This is a genomic window from Thauera carbonicopians (assembly GCF_025699485.1).
In the GTDB taxonomy this organism is placed as follows: domain Bacteria; phylum Pseudomonadota; class Gammaproteobacteria; order Burkholderiales; family Rhodocyclaceae; genus Thauera.
The window spans coordinates 83,648-103,837 of record NZ_JANUXN010000016.1 but is presented as its reverse complement, the minus strand read 5'-3'; the positions used below and the strand labels follow the sequence as shown (position 1 = coordinate 103,837).

Below are 20,190 nucleotides of genomic sequence, written 5' to 3'. Positions count from 1 at the left end.
CTCAACGCCATGGTCCGCACAGGCAAACATTGGGACAAATCGCTTCACGATGCTTGACTTCTAAGACGGTTACTCAGTCGATGCCATCGTGAACGCTGCGAACAGTTCGCTGCTGGGCGGTGGCGGCGTGGATGGAGCAATCCATCGGGCAGCCGGGCCGGAGCTCGTTCATGAGTGCAGGTCCTTGGGCGGTGGCAAGACGGGTCAAGCAAAGGCGACGAAAGCTTATCGCTTGCCCGCCAAGTACATCATCCATGCAGTTGGTCCAATATGGCGTGGCGGAAGCGATGGCGAGCCTCGGCTTCTGTCCGACTGCTACGCAAACTCGCTGGCCGTGGCCGAGAGTCTTGGCATTCGTTCAATTGCATTCCCAAGTATCAGCACCGGCATTTACGGCTATCCAAAGCTTGAAGCATCCCGGATTGCAGTCAGCACTGTCTTGGCGCATCGGTCAGCATGCATCGAGCAGGTCATATTCTGCTGCTTCAGTGATGAAGATTTGGATATCTACCAGATAACCATGGCAGGCCTTGCGGCCTGAAGATTTACTCAAGCCGGCACCTGTTGATCGAGTATTCACCTGACGCCGGGCAAAGCTGCCGCTATCGCTTGGAACGATCGTCGATGACGATCAAAAAGCTCGTGGGCTCGTCGGTTTCGTTGCGAAACTCGTGGATGCAATCGGACGGGAAGAACAGGGTATCTCCAGCCGAGACGACGAACGGTGTCTCGTCCAAAGTCACAGTCAGTGTGCCCTCATGGACATAAAGATGTTCTTCCACGCCTCCATGATGGGCAGGGAAGCGTACCGAGCGCTTGGCGGGCAAGACATTGAAGGCGAGGTCGACACCGCCATCTTCGAGTTGACCCGCCGGGCGGGGCCAGCCAATAGACGCAAGACGCCCGTTCCACCCCCGAATAGCCTGAATGCCAAGACCGGAGCCGCCAAGCGCGGCGCCCCGGCGGCGCGTCCGCCTATCCCGCGGATGCCGCCCCATGAAACCCCACGAGTCGGCATGATTTGACGCGAATCAGCCCAAGTCAGCGCATTCAGGAGGCTGCCCAGGTGTCATCGACCTTTTCCATTCCTTCGTTCGATCTCACCGGCCAACTGGCGTTGGTGACCGGCGCCAGCCGCGGCATCGGCGAAGCCGTCGCGCACACGCTGGCCGCCAGCGGTGCGCAGGTGCTGGTGGCCAGCCGCAAGGCCGATGCCTGCGAGCGGGTGGCTGGGGCGATCCGCGAGCAAGGCGGGCTGGCGCGGGCCTTGCCGTTCCATACCGGCGACGTGGAACAGATCCAGCACGCCTTCGAGATCGTCGCCGCCGACTACGGCCGGCTCGACATCCTGGTGAACAACGCCGCGACCAATCCGTATTTCGGCCCCATCGTCGACACCGATCCGGCCGCGTTCCAGAAAACCATGGACGTGAACGTGCGCGGCTTTTTCTTCTGCTCCTCGCTGGGCGCCAAGCTGATGGCGCGCCACGGCAGCGGCAGCATCGTCAATGTCGCCTCGATCAATGCCGTCGCCCCGGGGCCGGGGCAGGGCGTGTATTCGATCACCAAGGGCGCGGTGGTCACGATGACGCGCGCCTTCGCCGCCGAATGCGCGCCGCTGGGGGTGCGCGTCAATGCGCTGCTGCCCGGCGTGACCGATACCCGCTTCGCCGCGGCGCTGGTGAACGACCCGGCGCTGCTCGACACCATGCTGGCGCGGGTGCCGCTCAAACGCGTGGCGCAACCTTCGGAAATGGCGGGGGCGGTGCTGTATCTGGCCTCCGCCGCGTCGAGCTACACCACCGGCGCCTGCCTCACGGTGGATGGCGGTTTCCTGGCCCACTGAGCCAGCGGTCCAGCAACCCATCCATCCAGCGAACCATTGACGCGGAGCGCAATCATGCGGAACGACTTTGTCGGCACGATGCCGGTGCAGCAAAAACAGGCTTTCGAGGTCGAGCGGCTGGCGGCCTATCTGCGCGGGCACATCGCCGGCTTCGACGGCCCGCTGACGGTGGAGCAGTTCAAGGGCGGGCAGTCCAACCCCACCTTTCTGCTCAGTGCCGGCGAGGCGCGCTACGTGTTGCGCCGCAAACCGCCGGGCAAGTTGCTGCCGTCGGCGCACGCGGTGGACCGCGAATACCGCGTCATCACCGCGCTGCGCGACAGCGGGGTGCCGGTGGCGCGCACCTACTGTCTGTGCGAGGACGACGGCGTGATCGGCACGCCCTTCTACGTCATGGAATACGTAGCCGGCCGGGTGCTGTGGGAGGGCGACCTGCCCGGCTTCGGCGCGGCCGAGCGCGGCGCGGTGTATGACGAGATGAACCGCGTCATCGCCGCCCTGCACCGCGTCGATCCTCAAGCGGTGGGGCTGGCCGACTACGGCAAGCCGGGCAACTACTTTGAACGCCAGATCGCGCGCTGGAGCCGCCAGTACCGCGCCTCGGAAACCGAGCGCATCGACGCCATGGAACGGCTGATCGCGTGGCTGCCGGCGCATATTCCGCCGGGCGAGGAAACCGCCATCGTGCACGGCGATTTCCGCCTCGACAATCTGATCTTCGCCGCCGACGCGCCGCGCCTGATCGCGGTGCTGGACTGGGAGTTGTCCACCCTCGGCCATCCGCTGGCGGATTTCTCCTATCACATGCTGCCGTGGTATCTGCGGCCGGACGAGTTTCGTGGGCTGGTGGGCTTCGACCTGCCCGCTCTCGGCATCCCGTCGGCGGAAGACTATCTGGCACGCTACTGCCGGCGCACCGGCCGCGTCGTCGAGCCCGAGGCCTGGCGCTTCTATCTGGCCTACAACCTGTTCCGGCTGGCGGCGATCCTGCAGGGCATCATGGGGCGCGTGGTTGATGGTACCGCGTCCAGCCAGCATGCGCAGACCACTGGCGCGCGCGCCCGCGTCGTCGCCGAAGCCGGCTGGCGACAGGTCGAGCGCATCGGCCACGCCGGGTAGACGCGCACCGTGCCCGGCTCGGGGCAGGGCGCTAGCGGTTGTCACCGCCGCCGGGCGCCCCCTCTCTCCCCGACCCTCTCCCGCAGGGCGAGCGTATGCACACATCTCGGCATGCCCGGTTTTTCTCCCTCTCCCCCCGTGGGAGAGGGCCGGGGGAGAGGGGGCGCCACCACCGCTCCGTCCCAGCCCCGATCCTCCCATGTCCTCCCATCCGACACGACCAATTGACGCAAGCCCCCGGCCGCCCGCTTGGCTAACGTGTCTGCCATCGGCGCCGCCCACCCCGGCGCGCCACCTCATTTCGGGAGAACGCCATGGCCGAACTGCTGGGCCGCCGCGAGCTGGATTTTCTGCTCTACGAACTGCTCGACACCACCGCGCTGCTGGTGCGTCCGCGCTACCGCGAGCATTCGCGCGAGGTGTTCGACGCGGCCATCGATTTGTTCGCCCGCATCGCCGCCGCGCAGTTCGCACCCTATTACCGCAAGGGGGACGTCGAAGAGCCGCGCTTCGACGGCGAGCGGGTGCATCTGATTCCGGAAACCCAGGTGGCCTGGGACACGCTGCGCGCCAGCGGCTTTCTCAAGGCCCACTGCGACGAGGCCGAAGGCGGCCTGCAACTGCCCGAGATCGTGCTGCGTGCCGCCATGGCGCACCTGATGGTGGCCAACGGGCCGGCCACCGCGTATCCGTTTCTCACGCTGGGGGTGATCAACCTGCTGCGCGCCTTTGGCAGCGAGGCGCAGAAACAGCGTTATCTGGGGCCGCTGATGGACGGCGAATGCGCCGGCACGATGGCACTCACCGAGCCGGACCAGGGCTCCGCGCTCGGCGACATCCGCACCCGAGCCGAGCCGCAGCCGGATGGCAGCTACCGCCTGTTTGGGCAGAAGATGTTCATCTCCGGCGGCGAGCACGAACTGAGCGCCAACATCGTGCACATGGTGCTGGCCCGTATTGCCGGCGCGCCGGCCGGAGCGCGCGGCATCTCGCTGTTCCTGGTGCCGAAATGGCTGCCGGGCGATGGCGATGGAGAGGGGGGCATCGAGGTCGCCGGCACCGCCGCCGCGCCTGCGGCCATCCGCAACGACGTGGCGCTGGCCGGCCTGCTGCACAAGATGGGGCAGCGCAACTCGGTTACCACGGTGCTCAACTTCGGCGAGGCCGGCGGCGCGGTGGGCCATCTGGTGGGCGAGGCCGGGCAGGGGCTGGCGTGCATGTTCCAGATGATGAACGAGGCCCGCATCGGCGTCGGCCTGAATGCCGCCGCCACCGCGCTGCGCGGCTATCGCTACGCGCTCGACTATGCCCGCAGCCGCAAGCAGGGCCGCCCGGCGTCGCACAAGCAACCGTTGTCGCCGCAGGTGGCACTGACCGCGCATGCCGACGTGCGGCGCATGCTACTGGCGCAGAAAGCCTATGCCGAAGGCGGCCTGGCGTTGTGCCTGTATGCCAGTGCGCTTTTCGAGGACGAGCGCACCCACCCCGAGGCGGCGGCGCGGCAGCGTGCCGGCGAACTGCTGGACCTGCTCACCCCGGTGGTTAAGTCGTGGCCGTCCAGATACGGCTTCGTCGCCAACGACCTGGCCATCCAGGTGCTCGGCGGCGCCGGTTACACCCGCGAGCACCCGGTCGAGCAACTGCTGCGCGACCAGCGCATCAACGCCATCCACGAAGGCACGGAAGGCATCCACGCGCTCGATCTGCTCGGCCGCAAGCTGCGCCAGCACGGCGGCGCCGGTTTCGGCCACCTGCGCGCCGAGGTCGCCGCAGCGGTGGCCGCCGCGCGTGGCGAGGCGGTGCTGGCACCGTTGGCGACGGCACTGGAAACCCACTGGCGACTGCTCGACGACACCTCTACCGCGCTGCTGGCCGCCCAGGCGGCCGACGTCGACCGCGCGCTGGCCAACGCCACCGCCTACCTCGACGTCTTCGGCCGCGTGGTGATGGGTTGGCTGTGGCTGCGCCAGGCGTGCATCGCGGCGCAACGGCTGGCCGGCCTGGGGGCTGACGGTGGTGACTGCGCCGAGGCTAAGGACGAGCGCGAGGGCGCAAGCGAAGCCCATTTCTACCGCGGCAAGCTGCAGGCGGCACGCTGGTATCTGGCCTGGGAACTGCCGGCCATCGTGCCGCTGTGCCGGCTGCTGGGCGACGGCGACACCGTGGCGTACGAGATGCGCGATGCGTGGTTCTGAGGCGGATGACGAGGATGCATCGCGGCTCGGACGGGCAGGCTACCGGAATGCAGGCGAACGATGAACGGCAAGGCAATCGTGGATGGAGAGGACAAGCGGATGCGTGATGCGATGAACGACAGTGTGACCCATGTGACCCTGGAGCGGGCAGGCCGCATCGGCCTGGTCCGCATCGACCACCCGCCGGTGAATGCGCTCGCTGCGCCGGTGCGCGCCGGGCTGCGCGCGGCGGTCGATCGGCTGGCCGCCGAGGTGGCCGCCAACCCGGCTCCTGATCCGGCCCCGAACCCGATCACCCATCCGGCTCCTGATCCGGCCCACGCGGCATTGGCGGCGGTGGTGGTGTATGCGGCGGGGCGCACCTTCGTCGCCGGTGGCGACATCGCCGAGTTCGACGACCCGGACTACGACGTCACCCATTTGCTCGACACGCTGGCGCGGCTGGAAGGGCTGGCGCTGCCGGTGGTGGCGGCGCTGCACGGCAGCGTGCTCGGCGGCGGGCTGGAAATCGCCATGGCCTGCCACTACCGCGTGGCGCAGGCCGGCACGCGGCTGGGGCAGCCGGAAGTGCGCCTCGGGCTGCTGCCCGGTGCCGGCGGCACGCAGCGCCTGCCGCGCCTGGTGGGCGCCGGGCGGGCGCTGGAGATGATGCTGGACGGCCAGCCGATCGGCACCGACGAGGCGCTGCGGCTGGGCCTGATCGATGCGGTGGTCGACGGTGACCCACGCGCCGCCGCGCTGGCCTATGCCGAAAACCTGCTGGCGCAGGGGGCCGGCCCGCGCCGCAGTGCCGAACGCCCGGTAGCGATCGAGGCCAGGGCCGAGACCAGGGCCGGTGCCGAGACGGGGGCGGGGGCGTCGCCCCCGGCGCCCGATTGGGCGGACTTTTTTGCCCGGCGCCGGGCCGCGCTGGGTGCGCGGGCGGCGGCCTACCCGGCCTTGCCGCGCATCGTCGACGTCGTCGAGGCCGGCTGCACGCAAGGCTTCGCCGCCGGCCTGGCGGCCGAAACCCGGGCCTTCCAGGATTGCCTGCGCGCGCCGCAGTCGCAGGCCATGCGCGCGCTGTTCTTCGCCGAGCGCGAGGCGGCCAAGCTGCCCGGCCTGCCGGCCGACCTGCCCTTGCGCCCGATCCGCCGCGTCGGCGTGGTCGGCGCCGGCACCATGGGCGGCGGCATCGCCATGAACTTCGCCAACGCCGGCATTCCGGTGGTGCTCGTCGACAGCAGCGCCGAGGCGCTGGCGCGCGGCCTGGACATCGTGTGCCGCAACTACCAGGCCAGCGCCGCGCGCGGCAAGCTCGATGCCGCCGAGGTCGAGCGTCGCATGGCCTGCCTCAACGGCACGCTGGCGCTGGCCGAGCTGGGCGGCTGCGACCTGGTCATCGAGGCGGTGTTCGAGAACATGGCGCTCAAGCTGCAGATCTGCGCGCAGCTTGGCGAGGTGTGCCGGCCAGGGGCGATCATCGCTACCAACACCTCGACGCTGGACGTGGACGCGCTGGCGCGCGCCAGCGGCCGCGCCGGCGATTTCGTCGGCATGCACTTCTTCAGCCCGGCCAACGTCATGCGCCTGCTCGAAGTGGTGCGCGGCGCCCACACCGCCCCCGAGGTGCTGGCCACGGTGATGCGGCTGGCGCGCAGCATCGGCAAGGTCGCGGTGGCGTCCGGGGTATGCTACGGCTTCATCGGCAACCGCATGCTCGAAAGCTATCTGCGCGAATCCGAGTTCCTGCTGCTCGAAGGCGCCAGCCCGGCGCGCATCGACGCAGCCATCCAGTCGCTCGGCCTGCCGATGGGGCCGTGCCGCATGCTCGACATGGCCGGGCTCGACGTGGCCGCCAAGGTGGTGATCGAACACCGCGAGGCCGGCGGTCTGCCGCCCGACCCCAGCTACCGCGCCGCGGTGCAGCGCATGTTCGCGCTCGGCCGCTTCGGCCAGAAAACCGCCGCCGGCTACTACCGCTACGACGGCCGCACGCCGCTGCCCGACCCCGAGGTGGCCGACATCTGCCGCGCGCTGGCCGCCGAGCACGGCATCGCGCAGCGCGACGACATCGGCGACGACGAAATCATCGAGCGCTGCCTGTATCCGCTCATCAACGAAGGCGCGCGCATCCTCGAAGAAGGCATCGCCTACCGCACCGGCGACATCGACGTGGTGTGGACCTGCGGCTACGGCTTTCCCGACCACCGTGGCGGGCCCATGCACATGGCTGACCGCCTCGGTGCCGCGCACATCGTGCGCCGCCTCGAACACTACGCGCGCCAGCGCGGTAACCCGCACGGCTACTGGGACCGCTCGGCGCTGCTGGCGCGCCTGGCCGAACATGGCGGCCGCCTGGCCGATTTTCGCGGCGCCTGAACCCCGCCGCCCCACACTCTGGAGTCTGAACCATGCGTGAAGCAGTCATCGTGTCCACCGCACGAACCCCGATCGGCCGTGCCTTCCGCGGCGCGCTGAACAACATCAAATCGCCGACCCTGCTCGGCCACGCCCTGCGCCACGCGGTGGACCGCGCCGGCATCGACGGCGGCGAGATCGAAGACATCGTGCTCGGCAGTGTCCTCAGCGCCGGCACCGCCGGCCTGAACCTGGCGCGCACCGCCGGTATCGCCGCCGGACTGCCGGTCGGCGTGGCCGGCCAGACCCTCGATCGCCAGTGCTCCTCCGGCCTGATGGCGGTGGCCACCGCTGCCAAGCAGATCATGGTGGATGGCATGGACGTGGTGGCGGCCGCCGGCCACGAGAACATCTCCGCGGTGCAGAACCGCTACATGGAATGGGTGGCGGCCGAAACCGACCCGCGCGTCATCGAGCGTGTCCCTCACGCCTACATGCCGATGCTGCAGACCGCCGAACACGTGGCGGCGAAATACGGCATCTCGCGCGCGGCGCAGGATGCCTACGCGCTGCAATCGCAGCAGCGCACCGCGCAAGCGCAGCGCGACGGCCGCTTCGATGCCGAAATCGTGCCCATCGACACCGTGATGGCGGTGACCGACAAGATCACCCGGGTGCTGTCCTACCGCCCGGTGACGCTGGCGCGCGACGAGGGCAACCGCCCGGACACCACGCTGGACTCGCTCGCCGAACTCGAACCGGTGCTCGACGGCGGCACCGTCACCGCCGGCAATGCCAGCCAGCTGTCGGACGGCGCATCGGCCTGCGTGCTGATGGAGCGCTGCCTGGCCGAACGCCGCGGCCTGGCGCCGCTGGGCCTGTACCGGGGCATGGCGGTGGCCGGCTGCGCGCCGGAGGAAATGGGCATTGGCCCGATCTACTCCATCCCCCGGCTGTTGCGCCGGCACGGCCTCACGGTGGACGACATCGGCCTGTGGGAGCTCAACGAGGCCTTCGCTTGCCAGGCACTGTACTGCCGCGATTTTCTCGGCATCGACCCCGAACGCTACAACGTCGACGGCGGCGGCATCTCCATCGGCCACCCCTACGGCATGACCGGCGCGCGCCAGGTCGGCCATGCGCTCATCGAGGGCAAGCGGCGCGGCGTGCGCTACGTGGTGATCTCGATGTGCGTCGGCGGCGGCATGGGCGCGGCCGGGTTGTTCGAGGTGGCGTGATCCCGTCCCGCCAAAGGGCCGGCCGGCAGCCACTAGGCGCAAGACCGGCGTCATGGCGGGTTTTAAGCTGAAGCTGGTGTGATCGGCGGCAATAAATACTTTTATCTGATTTTTGCCGCTGTTCGTCGATATTCACCTCGTTATGCCGTTTTCCTCACCGACAGTCAGACGGAGATGCCATGGATTTCGCCTATTCCGAGAAGGTCATCGCCTTGCAGCGCCGCTTGGGCGCCTTCATGGACGAGTACCTGTACCCCAACGAACAGGCGGTGCTGGCCGAGCTGGAGCAGGGAGGCCCGTGGCAGTTCTCGCCCCTGATCGAAGGCTTCAAGGCCAAGGCGCGCGCGGCCGGGCTGTGGAATCTGTTCCTGCCGGACTCGGAATACGGCGCCGGGCTGAGCAATCTGGAATATGCGCCGCTGTGCGAGATGATGGGGCGGATCACCTTCGCCGCCGAAGTGTTCAACTGTTCCGCGCCGGACACCGGCAACATGGAAGTGCTGGCGCGCTATGGCAGCGAGGCGCAGAAAGCGCAGTGGCTGGTGCCGCTGCTGGAAGGGCGCATCCGCTCGTGCTTCGCCATGACCGAGCCGGCGGTGGCCTCGTCGGACGCCACCAACATCCAGGCATCGATCCGCCGCGATGGCGATGAATACGTCATCGACGCGCACAAATGGTTTTCCTCCGGCGCGACCGACCCGCGCTGCAAGATCTTCATCCTGATGGGCAAGACCGACCCGCACAACCCGGACCGCCACAAGCAGCAATCGATGATCCTGGTGCCGCTGGAAACGCCGGGCGTCACCGTGGTGCGCCCCCTGCCGGTGTTCGGCTTCGACACGCTCGACCGTGTGGCCGAAGTGCGCTTCGAGCAGGTACGGGTGCCGGCCGGCGCCATGCTGCTGGGCGACGGGCGCGGCTTCGAGATCGCCCAGGGCCGTCTCGGGCCGGGCCGCATCCACCACTGCATGCGCCAGATCGGCCTGGCCGAACGGGCGCTGGAACTGATGTGCCGGCGCACGCAGCAGCGGGTCGCGTTCGGCAAACCCATCGCCGAGCAAGGCGTCACGCTGGAGCGCATCGCCGAAGCCCGCATCCTCATCGAACAAGCGCGGCTGCTGACGCTGAAAGCGGCCTACATGATGGACACCGCCGGCAACAAGGCCGCCCGCGCCGAAATCGCCATGATCAAGGTGGCCGCACCCAACATGGCCGCCAGGGTCATCGACTGGGCCATCCAGGCGCACGGCGGCGCCGGCGTCACCAACGACGTGCCGCTCGCCGCTGCCTACGCCTGGGCGCGCCTGCTGCGCATCGCCGACGGCCCGGACGAAGTGCACCGCAACCAGATCGGCAAGCTCGAACTGAAGAAGTACCGTCCGGCGGTTCAGATCTAACGCCTGCCCGCGATGCCCGGGCAGGCCGGGCGGCACCAGACCTACGGCGCCGTCGCGGCAGGCGTTACAGTGGCCGTCGCGTCCAGCAGCGGGGTGCGGCAGGTGGCCGGTGCTTGCAGCCCTGCTGTGTTTCGATGCCAGACAAAAAACAAGCAACGGAGGACCGGCGCAGCGCCGGCCGCAGAGGAGACAGACGTGCAAACGCAAACCCTGAGTGAGCTGATCCGTTCGCGGGCCCGCGAACGGGGCGACGCCCCCGCGTTCGTGACCCCCGCGCGCACCTGGCGCTACACCGACCTCGATGCCGAATCGAACCGCCTCGCCAACGGCCTCACCGCGCTCGGCGTGGGCCCCGGCGACCGTGTCGGCTGCCTCACGCGCCACACCGCCGAATGCATCTGCCTGCTGCTGGCCTGCGCCAAGCTCGGCGCGGTGTGCGCCCCCTACAACTGGCGGCTGGCCGCCGGCGAGCTGGAATACGTCATCGGCCACGGTGAAGCGCGCGTGCTGCTGAGCGACGCCTTCATGCTGCCGACGCTGGCGCAGATCGCCATGCCCGGTGTGCGCCGCATCCTGGTGATCGACGCCCCCGACGGCGCCGATGCCTTGTCGGCCTTCCGCGCCGGTTTCCCCGCCACCGACTCCGGCGGCCCGGCACAGCCCACCGACACCGTGCTGCAACTGTGTTCATCCGGCACCACCGGCCTGCCCAAGGGCGTGGAGCTGACGCACTTCGGGCTGCTGGAAATGTGCGGCTACCTGCGCATCCTGTTCGGCCAGGGGTGCGACATCGTGCAGCTCAACGTGCTGCCGACCTTCCATGTCTCGGGTACCGTCAATGCGCTATGGACGGTGTTCGAAGGCGCCATGACCGTGGCCTACCCCGAGTTCGAGCCCGAGCGCGTGCTGCAGGCCATCGCCGAGCACCGCGTGCGCTGTGCCTTCCTGGTGCCGGCGATGATGCAGTTCCTGCTGCACAGTCCGGCCATCGGCAGCGCCGACCTGTCTTCGCTGCGCACCATCGCTTACGGCGGCTCACCGATCGGCGAACAACTGCTCACCGAGGTCATGCAAGCCTTCGGCTGCGACATGGTGCAAGTCTATGGCGCCACCGAAGCGTCCGGCACCCTCACCGTGCTGTCGGCGCAGGACCACCACCCCTCGCCGGAGCGCGTCGACCTGCTGCGCTCGGCCGGCAAACCCATCGCCGGCGTGGAACTGCGCATCGTCGATCTGGAAAGCTTCGCCGAACAACCCGAAGGCGTGGTCGGCGAAGTGTGGGTGCGGACCCGCACCCTGATGAAAGGCTACTTCCGCAACGACGAGGCCACCCGCGAAGCCTTTCCGCTGGGCCGCGACGCCGACGGCTTCGGCGGCTGGTACCGCACCGGCGACGCCGGCTACCTGCGCGGCGGCTACCTGTACATCCATGACCGTGTCAAGGACATGGTGATTTCCGGCGGCGAGAACATCTATCCCGCCGAAGTCGAAAACGCCGTGGCCCTTCACCCCGCGGTGGCCGAAGTGGCGGTGATCGGCATGCCCGACCCGGTCTGGGGCGAATCGGTGAAAGCCTGCGTGGTGCTGCGCGACGGTGCGCAAGTCAGCGAGGCCGAACTGCTGGCCTTCACCCGCGAACGGCTGGCCCACTACAAATGCCCCAAATCCATCGACTTCATGCCCGAACTCCCCCGCAACCCCAGCGGCAAACTGCTCAAGCGCATGCTGCGGCAGCGGTACTGGCCCGACGCGGTGAGGCCGATCGGGTAGGGGGCTGTTTCCGGCATCGGCCGATGAGGTCGACAAGGAGACTACCGCAGCAGCTCAGCCCCTCTCCTGAAGATGCTGCATGAAGCGAGCTGCATCGATGATTGCTCGGCGATGCGTAGCCATCTGCAGAACGCACCAGGAAGTGTCCAGCCTCACCCACGGTCCGTACGATGATCATGCGCCGCAGCATGGGCCGACGCATCACGCGCGAATCTGGAAAAAACGCCCCTCGGCCAGCCACTCAACACAAGTCCCCGCCCCGCCCATCCCCTATAGTCTCCCAACAACGCTGTGCGCCCGCTTCGTGGTGGGCCAGCGCATGCGGCGGGCAGACGGAGGACGGCATGGGGTGCTGTATTTTCGCGGTGATGATCGTCGGGCAGATCTTCGAGGGCTGGCGGCGTTTGAAGCGGTTTTTTGGCCTCGCGGCGGATGACTTCGATGACCTGCGGTTGGGCGGGCCGTCGCTCAGTGAGCGGCTACGCGGCTGGCTGCGGCGACCGGCGTTGCGGGTGGTCTTGGGCATGGTGCTGGCCGGTGAGGCGGTGGCCCTGGGGTATTGGGTCGAGACCGAGCATGGCGAGCATGTGCGCGGTGCGGTGGCGACGGTGGCGCGGGTGTTTGGCGCGGGCGGCGCGGGGGTGCCCGACGATGCGATCTGCCGGGCCGACCCGGAGGCCGTGGTTGCGGCGCTGCCGCTGGCGGTTCCCGCCGTGGCGCGCTGAGGGGGAGGGTATGAACAGTCCCGCAGGGCACAGGCCGGCATGGCCATCCGCACGCAGCGCCCGGTTTTCGCCGGGGTGGTGGTCGTATGATGGCAGCGGAGGGGCGCGATGAGTGAGCACATTCTCACCGCGCTGGAAGACGGCGTGCTGCGCATCCAGATCTGCCGGCCGCACAAGCGCAATGCGCTCGATTTCGCCATGTATGCGGCGCTGCATGCGGCGCTCGAACGGGGCGACGCCGATCCGGCGGTGCACGTGATGCTGCTGTGCGGGCAAGCGCAGGTTTTCAGCGCCGGTAACGATCTCGACGACTTTCTCGACCCGCGCACGCTGTCGCTGGACAGCCCGGTGTGGGCCTTCATGCGCACCATTGCGGCGGTCGGCAAACCGCTGGTGGCAGCCGTCGCGGGCAATGCCATCGGGGTCGGCACTACGCTGCTGCTGCATTGCGATCTGGTCTACGCGGCCGGGTCGGCGCGCTTTCGCCTGCCTTTCGTGCCGCTGGGCATTTGCCCGGAGTTCGGTTCGTCGTGCTTGCTGCCGCAGCGTATCGGCCATGCGCGGGCCGCCGAGCTGCTGTTTTTCGGCGAGGGCTTCGATGCGCACACCGCCTGGCGGCTCGGGCTGGTGAATGAGGTGTGTGGCGAGGCCGAATTGATGGCGCGTGCGGATGAGCGCGCCCGCACGCTGGCGGGTTTGCCGCAGGCGGCGCTGCGCTTGGCCAAGCATTTGCTCAAGGCGCCCGGGGCGCGGCATACGCAGCAGATCATGGACGACGAGATGCGGCACTTCATGACGCGCGTGCGCAGCGACGAGGCCCGTGCGGCGTTCCGGCACCTGGGGGTGGGGGCGGTGTCCCGTGCCACCGGGTAGGCGCGACCTCAGCCGCGAATGCCTGCTTTTTCGCGGCTGAAGCCGCGCCGACAATCCCTGTGGGCTGCGGATCGAACGAGTGCATGCGGTATCACCCCCACACACACAACCTCAGGATGACCCTCATGCGCGATCTGTGCACCGATCTGCTTGCGGAATACACCGAACTGGCGGTGCTGGCCGATACGTTGACGCCGGCGCAGTGGTCGCTGCCGACCGACTTCCACGGCTGGACGGCATTCGACGTGATCGGGCATCTGTGCTTTTTCGATCAAGCCGGCTTGCAGGCCGCCACCGATGCCGACGCCTTCGTCCGCGACCGTGATGCGGTGATGGCCGAGCTGGCGCGTGGCCGTCAGATCAGCGAAATCACCCGCGCGCGCTACGGCCATTTGAGCGGTGCCGAGCTGCTGGAGACGTGGCGGACGCAGTTCGGCCGGCTGGTGGCGGTGCTGGCCACCCGCGATGCCAAGGCGCGCCTGCCGTGGTACGGGCCGAGCATGAGCGCGCGCTCCTTCGCCACCGCCCGGCTGATGGAAACCTGGGCCCATGGCCAGGACCTGTACGACGCGCTGCGGCTGCGCCGTGTGCCCACCGTGCGCCTGAAGCACATCGCCCATCTGGGTGTGTCCACTTTTGGCTGGAGCTTCGTCAATCGCGGTCTGGCGGTGCCCGAGCCGCCGCCCCGGGTGAGCCTCGCCGCCCCCGACGGCGGCGTGTGGACCTGGCAGGGGCCGTCGGCCCACGAGTACCTGCGCGGCACGGCCGAAGAGTTCTGCCTGCTGGTGACGCAACGCCGCCACCGCGACGACCTGGCCCTGGATTACGGCGGTCTGGCCACCACGGCGTGGTTGGCGATTGCGCAGTGTTTCGCCGGCCCGCCGGCGGACGGCCCGGCGCCGGGGCAGCGTGGCTGAGGGCGCGGCGGCAGCCCCGGTGGTGGCCGAGGCCTTGTGTCCGTCGCAAGCGGATTGGGTGGAGGCCCGCCTGCGGCCGTTGCGGGTGGCGCAGGGGGCGGGATGCCCGGCGGAGTACAGCTTTTCCAACCTGTACCTGTTCCGCGCTGCGCACGACTACCGCTTGATACGCGACGCGGCGCTGCCGTGCATCGTCGGCCGCACCTACGACGGCGAAGCCCACGTGCTGCCGCTGTTCGACGTGGCCGGCGCCGATCCTGGCCATCTGGCGGCGCTGGTGGCCCGCCACGGCGCCTTGTATCCGCTGGCCGGGCACACCGTGGCCGGGCTGGATGCGGCCCGATTCACGGCACGGGCAGTGCGCGAAGATGCCGACTATTTGTACCGCGCCGCCGAGCTGCGCGCGCTGGCCGGCCCGCGGCTGCGCAAAAAGCGGGCGCAGATCCGGCAGTTGCTGGGCGCGCACCGCCTGCGCTGCTGCCCGCTCGGTGCGGCCGCCGATGACACGCTGGATGCCGCCGCCACCGCGTGCGACGACGCGTTGCGCGTGCTGGACGGCTGGATTGCTGAAAAGGGCAAGGCCGCTGGCGAAGCCGACCAACCCGCATGCGCGGCGGCGCTGCGGGCGCCATGGCTGGCCGCGCATGCGGGTTGGCTGTGGTACGCCGACGACCAGCCGGCGGGCTTTCTGCTGGCGCAGCGGCTCAACGCCGAGGTGATGGTGGTGCGTTTCGCCAAGGGGCTGGCAGCTTATGCGGGCGTGTTCCCGCTGATGTTCCACGCCCTGGCGCAGCACACCGATGCGCCGTGGATCAACTTCGAACAGGACCTTGGCGTGGCCAATTTTCGCCGCGCCAAGCTGGCCTACGCGCCGGCCATGCTGCTGGCGAAGTACCGCGTGGACCTGCGGCCGGGTTGAAGCGAGGTCGAGGCAGGGGCAGGTGTGGGGCGGCAAGCTGCCATCGACCTCACTCCCTCGTCTCTCCGCGCAATCGCCACGGCATGCCCGATGTCGGCGCCGGGCGACCAGCCAATTGACACAAGACCCCCGCGCGGCGGCGCCGTTAGGCTATGCCCATGCGGTGGCCGGCGCCGCCAGCAACGACCCAACGGGATGGTGAGACATGCAACGAATCGAATCGGAGATCCAGACGAGCGGCGACGCCTTCCAGGCCAACCGCGACAGCATGCTTGCGCTGGTGGCGCGCGTGCGCGAGCTGGAGGCCCGTACCCGCCAGGCTTCGGCCGCGTCCAAGCCGCGCTTCGAGCGCCGCGGGCAGTTGCTGCCGCGCGAGCGGCTGGCGCTGCTGCTCGACCCGGGCAAGCCGTTTCTCGAATTGTCCACGCTGGCCGGCTACTGCCTGGATACGCCCGATCCGGACACGAGCGTGCCGGGCTGCGGCGTGATCTGCGGCATCGGCTACGTGTCCGGCGTGCGCTGTGTCATCAATGCTTCGGATTCCGGCATCGACGCCGGTGCGATGCAGAGGATGGGGTTGCCGAAAGTGCTGCGCGCGCAGGAACTGGCGCTGGAGAACAAGCTGCCCTACGTGCAGCTCATCGAAAGCGCCGGCGCCAATCTGTTGCAATACCGCGTCGAGCACTTCGTGCAGGGCGGCAACATTTTCCGCAATCTGGCGCGGCTGTCGGCGGCCGGGCTGCCTGTGCTGGCGGTGGTGCATGGCTCGTCGACCGCCGGCGGCGCCTACATCACCGGGCTGTCGGACTACATCATCATGGTGCGCAACAATGCCCGCGCCTTTCTCGCCGGCCCGCCGCTGCTCAAGGCCGCCACCGGCGAGATTGCCACCGAAGAGGAGCTGGGCGGCGGCGAAATGCACACCACGGTGTCGGGGCTGGGCGATTACCTGGCCGAGGACGACCGCGATGCCATTCGCCTGGCGCGCGACGTGATGGCCCGCCTCGACTGGAACCGCGACCTGCCGCCCCCGTCGGTGGCGTGCGCGGTGCGCCCGCCGCGCTATAGCGGCGAGGAGTTGCTGGGCATCATGCCCACCGACCCCAAGCGCCCGGTGGACATGCGCGAGGTGCTGCTGCGCGTGGTCGACGATTCGGATTTCCTCGAATTCAAGCCCGGCTACGGCGCCGCCACCGTGTGTGCCCACGCTGCCATCGATGGCCACTCGGTCGGTATCATCACCAACAACGGCCCCATCGACCCGGCCGGCGCCACCAAGGCCACGCATTTCATCCAGGCCTGCTGCCAGGCGCGCATACCGCTGCTGTACCTGAACAACATCACCGGCTACCTGGTCGGCCGCAGCGTGGAAGAGGCCGGCATCATCAAACACGGCTCGAAGATGATCCAGGCCGTCTCCAACGCCACCGTGCCGCAGATCACGCTGTACTGCGGCGCCTCCTTCGGTGCCGGCAACTACGGCATGTGCGGCCAGGGTTTTCATCCGCGCTTCTGCTTTTCGTGGCCCAATGCCAAGACAGCGGTGATGGGCGGGGAGCAGGCGGCGCAGACCATGACGATCGTGGCCGAGGCGGCAATGAAGCGCAAAGGCCAGGCGGTGGATCAGGCCCGACTGGACAACATGCGGCAGCAGATCATCGACACTTTCGAGTCGCAGATGAGCGCCTTCGTCACCAGCGCGCGCCTGCTCGACGACGGCGTGATCGACCCGCGCGACACGCGGGCGGTGCTGTCCTTCGTGCTGGCGACCTGCCGCGAGGCCGCGTTGCGCCAGCCGCAGCCGATGCAGTTCGCGGTGGCGCGCCCCTGAGCACCGGCGCGGGCCACGCCCTGCGGCGGGCCGCGACGGCTTTCCCCGACAGCGAGAACAAACGTCACATCATGACCGACAAGACCCCCTTCACCAAGATTCTCATCGCCAACCGGGGCGAGATCGCGCTGCGTGTGATGCGCACCGCGCGTGCGCTGGGCTACCGCACCGTGGCAGTCTATTCCAGCGCCGACCGCCACGCCCGCCATGTCCGCGACGCCGATCAGGCGGTGTTCATCGGCGAGGCGCTGCCGGCGCAGTCCTACCTCAACATCGCTGCCATCATCGAGGCGGCACGCCGCAGCGGCGCCGACGCGGTGCACCCCGGCTACGGCTTCCTCGCCGAGAACGCGGACTTTGCCCAGGCCTGCCGCGATGCGGGGCTGGTGTTCATCGGCCCGTCGCCCGCCGCCATCGTCGCCATGGGCAACAAGGCCGGCGCCAAGCGGCTGATGCTGGAGGCCGGCGTGCCGTGCATTCCCGGCTATCAGGGTGACGACCAGCGTGACGACACGCTGACGGCGGCGGCGCGCGAGATCGGTTTTCCGCTGATGATCAAGGCTACCGCCGGCGGCGGCGGGCGCGGCATGCGCTTGGTGCATGGCGAAGCGCAATTCGCCGCCGAGCTGCGCAGCGCCCGTTCGGAGGCGCACAGCGCCTTCGGCAGCCCCGAGGTGATTCTCGAACGCGCCATTCTTGAGCCGCGCCATATCGAGATGCAGATCTTCGCCGACCGCCACGGCAACGTCATCCACCTGGGCGAGCGCGACTGCTCGGTGCAGCGCCGCCATCAGAAGCTCATCGAGGAAGCGCCGTCGCCGGCCGTGGATGCCGCGCTGCGTCAGCGTATGGGCGATACCGCGGTCGCGGCGGCGCGCGCCATCGGCTACGAAGGCGCCGGCACGCTGGAATTTCTGCTCGATGCCGAGGGCCGTTATTACTTCATGGAAATGAACACTCGGCTGCAGGTGGAGCACCCGGTAACCGAGTTGATCACCGGGCTGGATCTGGTCGAACTACAGTTGCGCGTTGCCGCCGGCGAAGCCCTGCCGCTGACGCAGGAGGGGGTACGCTTCAGCGGCCACGCGGTCGAAGTGCGGCTGTGCGCCGAGGCGCCGTCGCAGGGCTTCATGCCGCAAAGCGGCACCATGCACGTCTGGCAGATGCCCGCCGACGTGCGCGTGGAGCACGCGCTGGCCTCCGGCGAGGCGATTCCGCCGTTTTACGATTCGATGATCGCCAAACTCATCGCCCATGGCGAAAACCGCGAGGCCGCCTGCCGCAAGCTCGCCCGTGCGCTCGACGACGCCGTGGCACTGGGGGTGCCGACCAATCAGCACTATCTGGCGCGCTGCCTGCGGCACCCCGCGTTCCTGGCCGGCCACGCTACCACCGCATTCATCGCGGCGCATGGCGACGCCCTGCTGCAAGCCGACTCGGTGCCCGGCGAGGGCCATGGGGGGAATGGCGAACGCGATCCGGCCCTGTCGAAGACGTCGGGCGTGTCGAACCCGGGCGCGCAAGCCCTGGCGACGCTGCTGCTGCATGTGACGGCGGGCGAAGCCGGCGCGGCGACGGCGTCGAGGACGTCCGCCGCGCTGCCCGGCAGCGACATCACACACCGCCTGCCGATCGACTACCGCTTCACACTGGACGGCGCTGCGTGTGCCACCCGGCTACTCGAACTCGGCGCGGGCCGTTTTGCCGTGACGGTGGCGGGCGGCGAGCGGGTGCTGCGCCTGGCCGGCCGTTGCGGGCACGAACTGCGCTACGTGCATGACGGCCTGCTGCAGCGCGCCGCCTGCGTGCGCGACGGCGCAAGCTTGTGGTTCGACGATGGCGTCGCCGCCTACCGCGTGGAGGACGGCACCCATGCGGCGGCGGCGCGCAGCGACGGCGGTGATGCCGACGGCCGCATCCGCGCGGCGATGAACGGTCGCGTGGTGGCGGTGCATGTGGTGGTCGGTGACACCGTCGCGGCGGGCCAGCCGGTGCTGACGCTCGAAGCGATGAAAATGGAATACGTGCACTCGGCGCCGCTGGCCGGGCGGGTCGGCGCGCTGCATGCCGAAGTGGGCGGGCAGGTGGCGGCCTACCGGGTGGTGGCGGAAATCGCGCCGGAGCCGGCCCAGGGTGAGGCGCCGGCCGGCACGCCGGACGTGGCGCGGCAGGAGGTGGCATGATGCAGACCGATTCGCTTGCCGCCGGCGTTGCCGGTGCCGCCGTGGAGGCGGTGGCAGACGGTGCAGTGCTGCTGCACAAGCATGCCGCAGCGCTGTGGATCACCCTCAACCGCCCGGACAAACGCAATGCCCTCAACCTCCAGGTGATCGAGGGCATTGGCGAGGGCTACCGCCGCGCCCATGCCGATCCGTCGGTGCGCGCCATCGTCTTGACCGGCGCCGGCGACAAGGCTTTTTGCGCCGGTGGCGATCTGCAGCCGGGGCAGGGTTTCGTCTTCGATCATGCCCGCCCCAACGCCCCCTATGCCGATCTGCTGCGGCTGGCGGCCAACGCCACGCTGCCGTCGATTGCGCGCATCAACGGCACCTGCATGGCCGGCGGCATGGGCTTGCTGGCGATGACGGACATGGCGGTGGCTGCCGACCATGCGCTGTTCGGTCTGCCGGAAGTCAAGATCGGGGTGTTTCCGATGCAGGTGCTGAGCCTGTTGCAGCATCTGGTGCCGCCGCGCCTGCTGCGCGAGTGGTGCTTCAGCGGCGAGCCCTTCGACGCCGCCACGGCACGCGACAGCGGGCTGCTCAACCATGTGGTGCCAGCCGCCGAGCTGGATGTCAGGGTGGCGTGGCTGCTGGCGCGCCTCACCGACAAATCGCCCACCGCGGTCCGGCGCGGCCGCTACGCGATGCGGGCGATGGCGGCGATGAGCTTCGACGAAGCCATCGCCTATACCGAAGGCCAGCTGGCGCTGCTGAGCCTGACCGAAGACGCGCAGGAAGGGCTGGCCGCCTTCAGCGAGAAACGCCGCCCGGTGTGGCGCGGCCGCTAGTGGGGGGGGA

The 20,190-nt window shown here is 68.9% G+C and carries 16 protein-coding genes; 15 read left to right on the top strand and 1 reads right to left on the bottom strand.

Translation table 11 applies throughout. The features are described from left to right. The first annotated feature begins 85 nt into the window (after window positions 1–85). Window positions 86–541, top strand: a complete 456-nt coding sequence (locus NX068_RS17015; RefSeq protein WP_263462454.1) for an O-acetyl-ADP-ribose deacetylase — start codon at window positions 86–88, stop codon at window positions 539–541. Window positions 542–602: 61 nt separating this feature from the next. Here NX068_RS17015 and NX068_RS17010 read toward each other — a convergent pair whose 3' ends face one another. After that, complete coding sequence (locus tag NX068_RS17010) at window positions 603–998, bottom strand: cupin domain-containing protein (protein WP_263462452.1); 396 nt, start codon at window positions 996–998, stop codon at window positions 603–605. Between the two features lie 68 nt (window positions 999–1,066). On the opposite strand from NX068_RS17010, the gene NX068_RS17005 reads away from it, so the two are divergent. The 14 genes from NX068_RS17005 (at window position 1,067) to NX068_RS16940 (ending at window position 20,180) form a co-directional block, all read left to right on the top strand. Next, entirely contained in the window at window positions 1,067–1,846 is a 780-nt protein-coding gene (locus tag NX068_RS17005) for an SDR family oxidoreductase (RefSeq protein ID WP_263462451.1), read from the top strand. A gap of 54 nt (window positions 1,847–1,900) precedes the next feature. Further along, on the top strand, window positions 1,901–2,965 hold the full coding sequence (locus tag NX068_RS17000) for a phosphotransferase (RefSeq protein ID WP_263462450.1): 1,065 nt from the start codon (window positions 1,901–1,903) through the stop codon (window positions 2,963–2,965). Between the two features lie 314 nt (window positions 2,966–3,279). Continuing rightward, window positions 3,280–5,160 (top strand): acyl-CoA dehydrogenase, encoded by a 1,881-nt coding sequence (locus tag NX068_RS16995; protein ID WP_263462449.1) that lies wholly within the window; start codon window positions 3,280–3,282, stop codon window positions 5,158–5,160. A 60-nt stretch (window positions 5,161–5,220) separates the two neighbouring features. Next, complete coding sequence (locus NX068_RS16990; protein ID WP_263462448.1) at window positions 5,221–7,521, top strand: 3-hydroxyacyl-CoA dehydrogenase NAD-binding domain-containing protein; 2,301 nt, start codon at window positions 5,221–5,223, stop codon at window positions 7,519–7,521. 32 nt (window positions 7,522–7,553) lie between these two features. Beyond that, complete coding sequence (locus NX068_RS16985) at window positions 7,554–8,738, top strand: acetyl-CoA C-acyltransferase (RefSeq protein WP_263462447.1); 1,185 nt, start codon at window positions 7,554–7,556, stop codon at window positions 8,736–8,738. 179 nt (window positions 8,739–8,917) lie between these two features. Further along, window positions 8,918–10,135 (top strand): acyl-CoA dehydrogenase family protein, encoded by a 1,218-nt coding sequence (locus NX068_RS16980; protein ID WP_263462446.1) that lies wholly within the window; start codon window positions 8,918–8,920, stop codon window positions 10,133–10,135. 195 nt (window positions 10,136–10,330) lie between these two features. Next, window positions 10,331–11,905 (top strand): long-chain-fatty-acid--CoA ligase, encoded by a 1,575-nt coding sequence (locus NX068_RS16975; RefSeq protein WP_263462445.1) that lies wholly within the window; start codon window positions 10,331–10,333, stop codon window positions 11,903–11,905. A 344-nt stretch (window positions 11,906–12,249) separates the two neighbouring features. Next, a complete protein-coding gene (locus NX068_RS16970) occupies window positions 12,250–12,630 on the top strand; it encodes a hypothetical protein (protein WP_263462444.1) in 381 nt (126 codons plus the stop codon). Window positions 12,631–12,774: 144 nt separating this feature from the next. After that, window positions 12,775–13,503 carry an enoyl-CoA hydratase-related protein gene (locus tag NX068_RS16965; protein WP_263462443.1) on the top strand — a complete coding sequence of 243 codons (729 nt, stop codon included), beginning with the start codon at window positions 12,775–12,777 and terminating at the stop codon, window positions 13,501–13,503. A 125-nt stretch (window positions 13,504–13,628) separates the two neighbouring features. Beyond that, window positions 13,629–14,420 carry a TIGR03084 family metal-binding protein gene (locus NX068_RS16960; protein WP_263462442.1) on the top strand — a complete coding sequence of 264 codons (792 nt, stop codon included), beginning with the start codon at window positions 13,629–13,631 and terminating at the stop codon, window positions 14,418–14,420. After that, a complete protein-coding gene (locus NX068_RS16955) occupies window positions 14,413–15,339 on the top strand; it encodes a phosphatidylglycerol lysyltransferase domain-containing protein (protein ID WP_263462441.1) in 927 nt (308 codons plus the stop codon). Before NX068_RS16960 ends, NX068_RS16955 begins: the two co-directional genes overlap by 8 nt. A 205-nt stretch (window positions 15,340–15,544) precedes the next feature. Beyond that, a complete protein-coding gene (locus NX068_RS16950; RefSeq protein ID WP_263462440.1) occupies window positions 15,545–17,170 on the top strand; it encodes an acyl-CoA carboxylase subunit beta in 1,626 nt (541 codons plus the stop codon). 71 nt (window positions 17,171–17,241) lie between these two features. Beyond that, a complete protein-coding gene (locus NX068_RS16945; RefSeq protein ID WP_263462439.1) occupies window positions 17,242–19,353 on the top strand; it encodes an acetyl/propionyl/methylcrotonyl-CoA carboxylase subunit alpha in 2,112 nt (703 codons plus the stop codon). Then, a complete protein-coding gene (locus NX068_RS16940) occupies window positions 19,350–20,180 on the top strand; it encodes an enoyl-CoA hydratase/isomerase family protein (RefSeq protein WP_263462438.1) in 831 nt (276 codons plus the stop codon). The genes NX068_RS16945 and NX068_RS16940 overlap by 4 nt, the downstream gene beginning before the upstream one ends. Window positions 20,181–20,190: the final 10 nt, after the last annotated feature.

Bases quoted from the DNA above. Each gene is read 5' to 3' on its own strand.
- NX068_RS16940 (WP_263462438.1), top strand. From the start codon at position 19,350: ATGATGCAGACCGATTCGCTTGCCGCCGGCGTTGCCGGTGCCGCCGTG.
- NX068_RS17010 (WP_263462452.1), bottom strand. From the start codon at position 998: ATGGGGCGGCATCCGCGGGATAGGCGGACGCGCCGCCGGGGCGCCGCG.
- NX068_RS16990 (WP_263462448.1), top strand. From the start codon at position 5,221: ATGAACGGCAAGGCAATCGTGGATGGAGAGGACAAGCGGATGCGTGAT.
- NX068_RS16995 (WP_263462449.1), top strand. From the start codon at position 3,280: ATGGCCGAACTGCTGGGCCGCCGCGAGCTGGATTTTCTGCTCTACGAA.
- NX068_RS16970 (WP_263462444.1), top strand. From the start codon at position 12,250: ATGGGGTGCTGTATTTTCGCGGTGATGATCGTCGGGCAGATCTTCGAG.
- NX068_RS16980 (WP_263462446.1), top strand. From the start codon at position 8,918: ATGGATTTCGCCTATTCCGAGAAGGTCATCGCCTTGCAGCGCCGCTTG.
- NX068_RS16960 (WP_263462442.1), top strand. From the start codon at position 13,629: ATGCGCGATCTGTGCACCGATCTGCTTGCGGAATACACCGAACTGGCG.
- NX068_RS16985 (WP_263462447.1), top strand. From the start codon at position 7,554: ATGCGTGAAGCAGTCATCGTGTCCACCGCACGAACCCCGATCGGCCGT.
- NX068_RS16950 (WP_263462440.1), top strand. From the start codon at position 15,545: ATGCAACGAATCGAATCGGAGATCCAGACGAGCGGCGACGCCTTCCAG.
- NX068_RS17000 (WP_263462450.1), top strand. From the start codon at position 1,901: ATGCGGAACGACTTTGTCGGCACGATGCCGGTGCAGCAAAAACAGGCT.
- NX068_RS16945 (WP_263462439.1), top strand. From the start codon at position 17,242: ATGACCGACAAGACCCCCTTCACCAAGATTCTCATCGCCAACCGGGGC.